Source organism: Streptococcus sp. M143, from assembly GCF_000162495.1.
Taxonomy (GTDB): domain Bacteria; phylum Bacillota; class Bacilli; order Lactobacillales; family Streptococcaceae; genus Streptococcus; species Streptococcus dentisani.
Genome location: NZ_GG730092.1, coordinates 25,449 through 36,875, shown reverse-complemented (window position 1 = coordinate 36,875; position 11,427 = coordinate 25,449). Strand labels below are relative to the sequence as shown.

Genomic DNA, 11,427 nt, shown 5'->3' with positions numbered 1-11,427 from the left:
CTTACAGGAGGAGGGACGCTTTTAGTCCGAATTCAAATACTTGAACTGCCCCTCTTCTCCCGTTTTTGTTTATTTATCGAGTTATCAATAGAAATAAAATTTTGAAACTCTTTACTATCTAGAATATACTTAAGTGATCTATTCTCAAAATATTTATGTAGATCAGTAATATATGCTATTTTAATTTTTAGTTTCATCTTTAAATATTTGCTAGTACTATCAACGACCACTTTTAAATTCTTATATTTTATTAAAGAATCTAATTCTTGAATTTTATCTTCAACATACTCAATTCTATCTGGACTATTATATTGTCTACATAGTATAATAGAAAATTCTAGATTATCTCTTTCTTTTGGAAAATACTTTACCTTCAAATCATGACTACGTAAATTTTCTATACCAATTTTGGGGTCGTCACTTTTATTTTGTAATTCTTTGACTATTATCTTAAAATCTGGAATTCGTTCTAATGCAATATTCTCAATAGAATAATAATCTATTTTCACTATATTCTTAAACTCATTTTCCCCTAATCTATAATCACCATCTATAATACCAATCGTGTTTTTAGTGCCCGCTTCTTCAAGTTTTTTTATAATATCAATACAATTTCCTCCATCTTGTACATCATAAGAGTATAGCTCTTCAATTTGTTGATAAAAAAATTTATTATTTCCTTCTACTAAACAAACTGGCCTATAACTTATCTCAGCTCCAATCTCATCGTATATCTCTAATACTTCTTCTAATTCTTCCTCTAACATTATCTTTCTATCTTCACTACCTTGTTTTCTTCACTATACGCTTTAAAATCTTTATATATATATGGCGCATGAGTAGCTATTATAACTTTTTTATCACCAACAACATCAAATATATCTCCGATTATTCGCTTCTGAAATGACAAAGATAAAGAAACTTCCGGCTCATCTATTAAATAAATATCAGTATCTGTAAAAATTAGTTTTAAAAATAAAAATATTACATTACGTTCACCAGATGAGAACTTTGAAATATCAAGTTCATTATCCGATTTATAAAAATGAAATTCCCCTTTTTATCTAATTCAATTTTTAAATCAAAATACCTTTTTATGACACTGTTAAATTGCTCAACATTGGATTGTAACTTATTAATCTTATTAACAATTTCTAACTGCTGGCCACTACTTTCCCAAACTGCACCAAAAATTTCTGCTTGTAGATCATGGCTTTGTTTTCTAATTTCTGTAAAAAATATTTCAAAATCTTTCTCATTTGTTGAAATTACCATTGAAGACCAGCTTGCTAGCTCATTCCTCAATCTTCTTTTTTGATCTTTAAGAAGTCTTGGTTTTCTATAGTACTCAAGATCATCGAAATTATGAAAATAGTTATTAATAATTTGAAAAATTATTCTCTCATATTCTTTAAGATCAACACCTACTCTAGTAGCCATAATTAGAGAATCATCTTTTAATTCACTAATAGATACCCTACTCACATCCCGAATCCATTTTCTAATTAAATTTGGACGAAAATTATAAGGAAAATCACTATTCACAAAATAATCAAGTGCTGTCCTAGTATTACGGATATCAGAATTAGAAAAATTATCTAAAACAAGCCCAGAAGAAATAAACTCTAATTTTAATTCAACATATGATTCAAAAATATCTTTATACGATTTAAAATAATCAATAAAGTTTTCATTTTCTTTATTGATTATTTCATCTTTGACCTGAAATATTTCATCATACCCAATATTATTGATTTTAAAATTTTTGATATTCAAATCTTTTAGTATATTCCTCAATTTTACATCAGAGTTAGCCTTAGACAACTCAATAATTGAATTAATAGTTTTTAATACTCGAGTTTTCCCAGTCCCATTCTCACCAAATAATACAACATTATTTCCTAACGGTAGCTCAATAGTCGACAACGTATCTTCAAAATCTATAAGTAATTTTTGTGCCATAAAATTCTCCTATTGAAAATAAATTTTAAATTCATTTCTCATTATTTTGTCGAATATCACTCAACCTCCTCTTTCCCAATCCATACAGATGGGTAGTGATCTAGTGTATTCAAATCTGTATCAAGTGGTAAATCGTAAATTGCTAGATAGTTTTCTGGATTTCGAGCAACTAGTTCTTCATACTTAGCTTTCACTTTTTCTTGATTACTACTAGCATATAAAACTTCGACAACTGCTCCCTTCTTATCCTTTTCAACAAATGCATTTACGATTATTTTAATCATAGATTTCTCCTAAAAATCAATCCCTTCCCCAAACTCTTCCACCTCATTCGGCGTATCACTAAACAAAGTCACGTGTCCCATCTTGCGGTTGTGCTTCGCTTCTATTTTACCATACATGTGGAGGTGGGCGCTTGGATTTTCTGCGACATACTTTTCAGCAGCCTCGACGTGCTGGCCGAGAACATTGAGCATCACAGCAGGCGCATGGAGTTTGATGACTGGCAATGGTGCTCCGAGAACGCCTAAGATATGGGTATCAAACTGGGAGAAGTCGCAGGCTTCGATTGAGTAGTGCCCTGAGTTGTGTGGACGTGGCGCAATCTCGTTGACGATAATATCATCAGCCGTCGCAAACATTTCCACGCAGAGAGTTCCAGACAAGTTGAGTTGCTCAGCGATTCTCACTGCCATAGCTTTGGCTTTTTCAGCTAGACTTTCTGAAATGCGAGCTGGGACAATGGTCTTAGATAAGATGTTGTTGCGGTGGATATTTTCCTGAACTGGGAAAACCGTCACATCCTTGCCATTTCCTGACACGATGACAGAAATCTCAAGGTCGAAATTGACGAATTCTTCTAAAACGCAATCTGCTGAATCGGCTAGCGCATGAGCTTCTTCCAAGTCTGCTTCTGAACGAATAACCTTTTGTCCGTGTCCATCGTAGCCACCAGTCGCAGTCTTTAGGACATAGTTTTTCGATAGGTCAATCTCCGCCAAATCTTGGCTTGAAGTCACAACCTTGTAGGGTGCCACAGTGACTTGAGCCTTATTTGAAAGAAAGTCCTTTTCAAAAATACGATTTTGCGAAATACGAAGCAGGTCTGTACCTTGTGGAAGCTGACCGTCTTTGATAACAGCGTCCAAACCGTCAGCATCGACATTTTCAAACTCATAGGTGAGGACATCGCAACGCTCAGCCAGCTGACGGAGGGCACCCACATCGTTATAGGGAGCCACGATGATTTCCGCCACACGAGAGGCAGGGCAATCCGCCGCAGGATCCAGCGCGATGACCTTGTGCCCCATGTAGATAGCAGAAATGGCCATCATCTGACCCAGCTGACCGCCACCGATAATTCCGATTGTTTTAGATGAGCTCATTGGTAGACTCCTCTGCGATTTTTCCTTGCTCTTCTGCGAAATCTGCTAACGCTATTGCAATAGCCTGATCCTCTACTGACAGGAGACGGAGGGCAAAGAGTGCCGCATTGGTCGCACCCGCTTCACCAATAGCCATGGTTGCGACTGGTACTCCGCCCGGCATCTGTACGATAGAGTAGAGTGAGTCCACGCCACTAAGCGCGCGTGATTTGACTGGTACACCAATGACTGGAAGGGTTGTTTTGGCAGCTACCATACCTGGCAAATGGGCTGCGCCACCAGCACCAGCGATGATAACCTTGATGCCACGACTACGTGCTTCCTCAGCATGTTTGAACATGAGGTCTGGTGTACGGTGGGCAGAGACAACCTTCTTTTCGTAGGCTACACCGAAACGGTCTAGGACTTCGGCAGTTTTTTGCATGGTTGCCCAGTCGGATTTTGAGCCCATGATGATGGAAATTATTGGTTTAGTCATAATTTTTCTTTCCTTTCAACAATCACCTTAGGTTGTGAGGGACGGCAGCAGCCACCACCAAAGGTGTCTCATGCCTAAATCGGAAGCCCAAGGTCTTCCGATTTCCCTGAACGATTGGCTTATAATCCAATCGTTCTTTCACAACGGCGGTGATTGCTCTATATTAGCTCGCTAATGCTCGCAAATCAAACGACCATTATCGTATTTGGCGACTTCGTCGCTTTTACACCCTTATTTGTTTGCCTTGCTTCCGATATCTGTTCGGTAGAAAAGGCCTTCTGTTTTTTGTTGGGATAGTTCTTGGTAGATGGTATCTTGGGCTTCTTTGACAGTGTTGGCTGTGGTGACTAGCATATAGACACGGCCGCCATTTGAGAGCAGTGCTCTGCTACTTTCCGCAAACTTAGCCCCTGCATAATAGGTGATGATGTCACCATCGGTTTTAGCTGGCAACTCAACGCCCTTTTCATAATCTAGCGGATAGCCATTTGACGCGACAACCACACCCAGAGTCACGCCCTTGTCGGTCCAAGTGATGCTCGGCTCCTTACCATCGAGAATATCAGTGATATTTTGTGCAAAGTCAGAAGTCAGGCGGGGCAGGATAATCTGAGTTTCAGGATCTCCAAAGCGAGCGTTGAACTCAATGACCTTAGGCCCGTCTGCTGTCAAGATAAGCCCTGCATAAAGAACACCAAGATACGGGCGACCTTCCTGGATCATGCCCTCAAGGACTGGCTTGACAATAGTGTCAACCGCTGTGTCAACCACACTCTGTGACAAGTGAGGGACTGGCGCATAGGCACCCATCCCACCAGTATTAGGACCCTTGTCACCATCGTAGGCACGCTTGTGATCCTGAGCGGTCGGCATAATGTAGAACTTGTCACCATTGGCAAAGGCAAAGAGGGAGAACTCCTCACCGTCTAGGAACTCTTCGATAACCACACGCGCACCTGAGTCACCGAATTTATTGTCCAAGAGCATCTCATGAGCGGCTTCGACCGCTTGATCAACCGTCTCAGCAACGACGACGCCTTTCCCGAGCGCCAAGCCGTCTGCCTTGACGACGATAGGAGCACCCTGCCTTTCGATATAGGCCTTAGCCTCCTCAAAGTCGGAAAATGTGCCATAGGCTGCTGTCGGCACACCGTATTTAACCATGATTTCCTTGGCAAAATCCTTGGACCACTCCAGCTCCGCTGCTAAACGAGATGGGCCGAAAGCCTTGAGCCCAGCTTGGTTAAAATCATCCACGATTCCAGCAGCAAGGGCGTCATCTGGACCAATGAAGGACCAAGCAATATCGTTGGCTTTTGCAAACTCAATCAATTTAGAATGTTCGGAAATATAAATGTCCACCAATTCCAACCCATCCAGTGTCATACCGTCATTCCCAGGAGCAACAAAAATCTTTTCAACGCTTTTTGACTCCAGTAACTTTTTAGCAATCGCATGTTCACGACCACCCGAACCGACAACAAGCAGTTTCATTCCTTAACCTCTTTTGCGAATTATTTAACATCATTATACCATAAACGTTCGTTTTAATCTCGTTTCGTTAAGCATTTTTAAGCAAAAAAGGGAAAGAAACTATTTTCTTCCCCTTTTTTGCTTAATGTCTAAAAATTTACTCAAAATGTCATCTAATCTTATATAATTTCCACATATAATAAAGACTAGTTGAATGTCAAACAACATTTTCTTTTCAAGTAGTCATTCAAGCAATCAGGCGTATCTGCACAATTAGTAAACACTGTCATTATAGCTCTATCATCAATAAAAAATTGTCTTTTCAGAATACCACCATTTTTATTCTCTACGGATAATATAAATTCTTTTAAAAACCATAACAACTGTTTACCTCTAGAATAATCCTCTATGTGAACACGGTATTCCTCTATATCATTTTCGAAAGTGTAGTGTATGTGTTCTCGTCTATCTCTATAAATAGATAACTCCGAGACATAATCTCTGCCATTCTTTTCACTACCTTTTTTAATTTTCTCACTTAGCATTTTCTCATACATACTTTCAAAAAATTAAAACTTATATCTTTCACTGATAATTCTAACTTTTCATGCTTAATTTTAACTATATTATCTGCATTATTTTTTAACCCCAACAAATCAAAGTCTATTTTGACCTCATTTAATTGGCAACAAATTGCCCATAGATTCATATTCGTCAGATGTTGAATAAATTCTTTATATCTTTTGTTAAAACAATCTAATACTATGCTAAATTCTTGATCATCTTCATTTATCCCATAATGTATTTTCAGTATTCTCTCGATTGCAGTTTGGCTTACGTAAAAGCTTTCAACTGCATATTTTGGAGTCATATATACATCAGAATCTAGTCGGCGTTTTTCATAGTCTTTATCTATAAAAAATAATTTATTCTTTAATTTATAACCCTTCTCATGAGTAAATTTATCGACTAATTCCAACACCTTACTCTTACCACCAACCCCATATGCGTTATAATTTTTAGTAAAATTTTGTATTCGGCAATCATAATACTGCCTATCTTTTCCTTCATAAAACACAAAATATCTATTGGGGTTAGCCTTAGCATCTCTCGTATACCTTTCCCAAATAACTGAGGATTCTGTCAAACTTTCTAGGTGATTTTCTATTGTTACTGATTTCAAATTATATCCCCCTTATTTAAAAAGGCAATTCATCATCATTGTCATCATCTAAAAAGATAAATGAAAATTTATTATCACTATTTTGTAAAGTTTCTTTAATACAATTATCAATCTGTTCTGCATAAGGTAAAAGATTGGTATATATAAACGGAGAATGAGTTACTGTTAATAAAAATCTACACTTGTTTGCTTGAGAAATATCATAAATAAATTCCTCTTGCCATGGAACGGATAAAGATAACTCCGGCTCATCAAACAGAATAACAAGTTCTTTTTCATCTTCTAAAAATATCTTGGAAAAGGTTGAAATTAACTGTTTTTCACCCGATGAAAGATTACTTAAATCAATAATATCTTCAACTCTTTCTCCATCCTGACTTTTCTTAAAAATAGTCTCCCCGTTACTATCAATCCTCTTGATATCTAACCTTAACGACTGTGGATTATAATAAAATTTTTTCCTAAACAAATATTTATTTACTCTTTGATTAAAATCATTAATCCTACTATCAATATCTGCCAAAGTTCTATAATTTTCAAGAATACTTGAAACAAGATAGTCCAAATATTTATCTTCGTGCAAAACACCTTGACGTATCTTACTTAAAATTATAGATTTAGTTTCATCAGTTATTTTATCACCTAATCTAGACAGAGCGATATCTACTTCTTCAGGATCAAAATTCTCACCAGAAATTTTAATACTTTCCCCATTAGAAAAAGTATTTAATAAACCACTAGTCATATTATTGTAACTTTCGTTGGTTTCCTTACTAATCTTATTTAATAGTTCTTTTATCCTATGGTCGACATCTTCCATACCAAAATGAATTAATTCTCCACTAAATTTACTATTTAATATCTCTTCTCCAGGAGCAACATTTTTAGGACCTATATTTAATTTACGTAAATCTTCCTCAATTCTTCTATAAGTTGGGAAGTATAAAATTTTATATTTATTTTTTATATTTTCTATCTCATTGATTACTTTTACATACCCTTCCGGATTAATTCTATAAAGAACCTCATTAATTGCTTTTGAAGCTAGAGGGAAAGGATATTCTCTAAATAATTCATATTTTCTGTACAATTCTTGAACATTTATATCAAAATCTGAATCCTTTGTTTTACATAATTCCAATAACTCTCCCATCAAATTTTCATCATGTTTTATTCCCGTGAGTAAATCATCAACTACAAATCTAGGAACCAGTCTTCTATGACTCCTCTTATCTATATTAATTTGTCTAATATCTTTTTTAGTAATCTTTAAAAGCTCTCTACTCTCTAATTTAATCTCAATGCTTTCAAAAACAAAACTCAATAATTTCTCATAATTTAAATCAAGCAAATAATAAAGTATTGAAAGAATAGTCGTCTTACCAATACCATTTTCTCCAATGTAAATTGTCTTATCATTCTTAAAATTCAACTCAACATCATAATAATTATGAAGATTATTAATTTTAAATTTCTCAATTAAAGGCATGCATATACTCCTTGATAGTTTTATTTATTACAATTATACCAAAAAGCAAGCCTTACGGCTTACTTTTTACAAATGTTATTATAATCAATTTTTATTTATATTGAAACTTTGTCTGCTTAATGTCTAAAATGTCTCACACCTGTGAAGACCATAGTCAAGCCATATTTATCCGCAGCTTCGATGGATTCTTGGTCACGGACAGAGCCACCCGGCTGGATGATGGCCTTGATACCTGCTTTGGCAATTTCTTCCACGTTATCGGCAAAAGGGAAGAAGGCATCTGAAGCAAGAACAGCGCCGTCAAGGCGGTCTTTGGCTTGGTCAATGGCAATACGGACTGAAGCCACACGGTTGGTTTGACCTGGCCCAACGCCAAGTGTCATGTGGTCGTTAGTTACGATGATTCCGTTTGATTTGACGTACTTGATAGCTTTCCAAGCGAACTCAAGAGCAGTTGCTTCTGTCTCAGTTGGTTGGCGTTTGGTCACCACTTGCCAGTCAGCTGGGCTTTCCTTGACCACGTCTTGATTTTGAACAAGGAGACCACCAACCACGCCTGTGTACTCTGCTTCCACTTCGCTGGCATCCTGAGCGTCGAATGGCAAGGCAAGGATACGCAAGTTTTTCTTTTTGTTGGTCAAAATGGCTAGCGCTTCATCCGTATAGCTTGGTGCGATGATGATTTCAAGGAAGACATCGTGCATCTTCCCAGCTGTCGCAGCATCCACCTCACGGTTAAGGACGACAATTCCACCAAAGATAGACACTGGGTCAGACTCATAAGCATAATCCCAAGCAGTTTCGATGTCATCAGCTTGACCAATTCCACATGGGTTCATGTGTTTCAAAGCCACAACTGTTGGACGGTCTTTGAAATCACGAATGATACGGATAGCCGCATCAGCGTCACGAATGTTATTGAAGGACAATTCCTTACCGTTGAGCTGTTTCGCTGATGCAATTGAGTAGTCTGTCGGCAAAGCTTTTTGGTAGAAGTCCGCATCCTGCTGAGGGTTTTCCCCATAACGCATTGGTTGCTTGAGATCATAAGTCAAAGTGAGTTTTTCAGGTTTTGTTTCACCTACTTGATCTGTGAAGTATTCCGCAATCAAGGCATCATAAGCCGCTGTGTGACGGAAAACCTTGGCCGCCAAACGTTGGCGAGTTTCGTAAGTCGTTTCACCATCGGCTGATAACTCGTCCAAAACCACTGCATAGTCCGCAGGGTCTACTACAACCGTCACGCTGGCATGGTTTTTAGCTGCTGAACGAAGCATAGATGGCCCGCCGATATCGATGTTTTCAACTGCGTCAGCGTAGGTCACATCTGGTTTGAGAATCGTTTCCTTGAATGGATAAAGGTTGACCACTACAAGGTCGATAAGTTCAATTTGATTGTCCTTGGCTGCTTCTAAGTGACTATCCAAGTCACGACGAGCGAGGAGCCCACCATGGATATTTGGGTGAAGGGTCTTGACACGACCATCCATCATTTCTGGGAAGCCCGTCACATCATCAATTGCAATGGTCTCCACCTCAGCATTATCAAGGGTAACCTTTGTCCCACCTGTTGAGATGATATCCCAACCAAGTTTTTTAAGTTCTTGGGCAAATTCAACAATGCCCGCTTTGTCTGAGACGCTGATTAAGGCGCGTTTAGTCATGTTACTTCCTTTCATTTTCAAACTCTCTACTTAGGCAATTTTCTTTTCATAAAGTATAGGGAGACGATTACCAAGACTCCTAAAATCACTGTCAGTAAAAATCTCCCCCAATAGGGAAACTCTGGGAAGAAGAAATTTACCAGTAAACGTAGAACGATTACCAAGCTAATCAAAGCAAATGTTTCCAACCATTTTTTCATTTATTTGTCCAACAATTCTCTAATAACCTCTGGATACAACTTATACTCTGCCTCATGAATGCGAGCTTCAAAGCTTTCGATGGTATCATCAGCCAGTCTTGGCACCCGAACTTGTTTGATAACCTTGCCTGTATCCACACCCGAATCCACCCAGTGAATGGTCACGCCGCTCTCAGTAACCCCAGCATTCCAAGCGTCCTCAATCCCATGTGCTCCTGGAAATTCTGGCAGGTAGGCTGGATGGATATTGATGATTCGACCTTCATAAGCCGCCAATAAGGTTGGCCCAACGATTTTCATGTAGCCTGCTAGACAAACCAAGTCAATCTGGTGTTCTTCCAAGAGTTCGACAAGAGCTGCTTCGTAGTCCGCCTTGCTCTCAAACTCCTTGAGTTCAAAAGCATAGGACAGGACGCCGAGCTTTTCTGCACGCTCCAGCACATAGGCGTCACGATGGTCTGAAAAGACAAACTCCACTGGAAATTCTTCGGCAATCACCTGAAAATTTGAGCCATTACCAGAGGCAAAAACCGCTATTTTTTTCATTTGATGATGACACTTTCGTTTTCTTTCTTGACTATGCGACCAATTTCATAGACTGGCTCATCCAGTAATTCCTTGATACGGTCTACATTTTCAGGCTTGACTGCCAGCATGAGTCCCACACCCATATTGAAGATTTCAAACATTTCTTCGTGCTTGATTTCACCGTATTTTTCAAGAACTTTGAAAATCGGAAGCACTGGAACCTTGCTTTCCTCAATCTCAGCAGCTAAGTCAGCCGCAAACATACGAGGGACATTCTCGATAAATCCACCGCCTGTGATGTGGGCAATGCCGTTGACCAACCCTTCCTTGATGAGTGGCAAGACAGCCTTGACATAGATACGAGTTGGTTCAAGAAGAACTTCCTTAAGTTGCTTGCCTTCCAATTCTGGCAAGACTTCCTCACCTGTATAGTCGGCAAAGACACGACGAACGAGTGAGTAACCATTTGAGTGAATCCCACTCGAAGCAAGTCCGAGAAGAATATCTCCTTCTGCCACCTTTGATCCATCGATGATTTGAGATTTTTCAGCCACACCGACCGCAAAACCAGCCAAGTCATAGTCATCTTCACCATACATACCAGGCATTTCAGCCGTTTCCCCACCGATGAGAGCAGCACCAGCCTGCACACAGCCCTCTGCCACTCCAGCAACGACTTGTTCCAGTTTAGCTGGTTCATTCTTCCCTGTCGCCACATAGTCGAGGAAATAGAGGGGCTCCGCACCTGCAGCGATGATATCATTGACACACATGGCCACACAGTCCTGCCCAATCGTGTCATGCTTATCATACTTGATAGCCAACATGAGCTTGGTTCCGACACCGTCAGTTCCTGAGATCAAGACGGGCTCCTTGACACCTGTTTTTGAAAGGTCAAACATGCCACCGAAACCACCTAGAGCTCCCATAACACCTGCACGCTCCGTACGAGCCACGTGCTTTTTGATCCGTTCAACAACTTCATAACCCGCTTCAACATCCACACCAGACTGAGCGTATGCATTTTTATTTGTCATTTTTGTCTCCTCTTCCTTTCCTTTAACG

Annotated in this window: 14 protein-coding genes; all 14 read right to left on the bottom strand. The window is 39.0% G+C overall.

The annotated features are described in order from the left end of the window. Nucleotides 1-32: 32 nt before the first annotated feature. On the bottom strand, nucleotides 33-767 hold the full coding sequence (locus HMPREF0850_RS03695; RefSeq protein WP_000888883.1) for a hypothetical protein: 735 nt from the start codon (nucleotides 765-767) through the stop codon (nucleotides 33-35). Then, the gene (locus HMPREF0850_RS12645) at nucleotides 767-1,018 is read right to left on the bottom strand and encodes an AAA family ATPase (RefSeq protein ID WP_083791279.1); all 252 of its coding nucleotides are present in this window, start codon (nucleotides 1,016-1,018) and stop codon (nucleotides 767-769) included. The genes HMPREF0850_RS03695 and HMPREF0850_RS12645 overlap by 1 nt, the downstream gene beginning before the upstream one ends. Continuing rightward, nucleotides 985-1,962: a hypothetical protein gene (locus HMPREF0850_RS03690; RefSeq protein ID WP_000057530.1), complete on the bottom strand. Its 978-nt coding sequence runs from the start codon at nucleotides 1,960-1,962 to the stop codon at nucleotides 985-987. The genes HMPREF0850_RS12645 and HMPREF0850_RS03690 overlap by 34 nt, the downstream gene beginning before the upstream one ends. Nucleotides 1,963-2,018: 56 nt before the next feature. Beyond that, on the bottom strand, nucleotides 2,019-2,246 hold the full coding sequence (locus HMPREF0850_RS03685) for a hypothetical protein (RefSeq protein WP_000590469.1): 228 nt from the start codon (nucleotides 2,244-2,246) through the stop codon (nucleotides 2,019-2,021). A 9-nt stretch (nucleotides 2,247-2,255) separates the two neighbouring features. Beyond that, entirely contained in the window at nucleotides 2,256-3,347 is a 1,092-nt protein-coding gene (purK, locus tag HMPREF0850_RS03680; RefSeq protein ID WP_000099051.1) for a 5-(carboxyamino)imidazole ribonucleotide synthase, read from the bottom strand. Next, nucleotides 3,334-3,825 carry a 5-(carboxyamino)imidazole ribonucleotide mutase gene (gene purE / locus HMPREF0850_RS03675; protein WP_000165485.1) on the bottom strand — a complete coding sequence of 164 codons (492 nt, stop codon included), beginning with the start codon at nucleotides 3,823-3,825 and terminating at the stop codon, nucleotides 3,334-3,336. Before purE ends, purK begins: the two co-directional genes overlap by 14 nt. 22 nt (nucleotides 3,826-3,847) lie before the next feature. Next, nucleotides 3,848-3,967, bottom strand: coding sequence for a phosphoribosylaminoimidazole carboxylase (locus HMPREF0850_RS13075; RefSeq protein ID WP_083791278.1), 120 nt, complete (start codon nucleotides 3,965-3,967; stop codon nucleotides 3,848-3,850). An 89-nt stretch (nucleotides 3,968-4,056) separates the two neighbouring features. Beyond that, nucleotides 4,057-5,319 (bottom strand): phosphoribosylamine--glycine ligase, encoded by a 1,263-nt coding sequence (gene purD, locus HMPREF0850_RS03670; RefSeq protein WP_000772243.1) that lies wholly within the window; start codon nucleotides 5,317-5,319, stop codon nucleotides 4,057-4,059. Between the two features lie 517 nt (nucleotides 5,320-5,836). Next, on the bottom strand, nucleotides 5,837-6,481 hold the full coding sequence (locus HMPREF0850_RS03660) for a DUF4435 domain-containing protein (protein WP_009013799.1): 645 nt from the start codon (nucleotides 6,479-6,481) through the stop codon (nucleotides 5,837-5,839). Between the two features lie 16 nt (nucleotides 6,482-6,497). Then, the gene (locus HMPREF0850_RS03655; protein WP_001128286.1) at nucleotides 6,498-7,970 is read right to left on the bottom strand and encodes an AAA family ATPase; all 1,473 of its coding nucleotides are present in this window, start codon (nucleotides 7,968-7,970) and stop codon (nucleotides 6,498-6,500) included. 116 nt (nucleotides 7,971-8,086) lie between these two features. Further along, nucleotides 8,087-9,634, bottom strand: a complete 1,548-nt coding sequence (purH, locus tag HMPREF0850_RS03650) for a bifunctional phosphoribosylaminoimidazolecarboxamide formyltransferase/IMP cyclohydrolase (RefSeq protein WP_000166542.1) — start codon at nucleotides 9,632-9,634, stop codon at nucleotides 8,087-8,089. Nucleotides 9,635-9,660: 26 nt separating this feature from the next. Further along, nucleotides 9,661-9,834 (bottom strand): hypothetical protein, encoded by a 174-nt coding sequence (locus tag HMPREF0850_RS13000; RefSeq protein WP_164496992.1) that lies wholly within the window; start codon nucleotides 9,832-9,834, stop codon nucleotides 9,661-9,663. Further along, the gene (gene purN / locus HMPREF0850_RS03645; RefSeq protein WP_000717496.1) at nucleotides 9,835-10,380 is read right to left on the bottom strand and encodes a phosphoribosylglycinamide formyltransferase; all 546 of its coding nucleotides are present in this window, start codon (nucleotides 10,378-10,380) and stop codon (nucleotides 9,835-9,837) included. Further along, nucleotides 10,377-11,399 carry a phosphoribosylformylglycinamidine cyclo-ligase gene (gene purM, locus HMPREF0850_RS03640; RefSeq protein WP_000182566.1) on the bottom strand — a complete coding sequence of 341 codons (1,023 nt, stop codon included), beginning with the start codon at nucleotides 11,397-11,399 and terminating at the stop codon, nucleotides 10,377-10,379. Before purM ends, purN begins: the two co-directional genes overlap by 4 nt. Nucleotides 11,400-11,427: the final 28 nt, after the last annotated feature.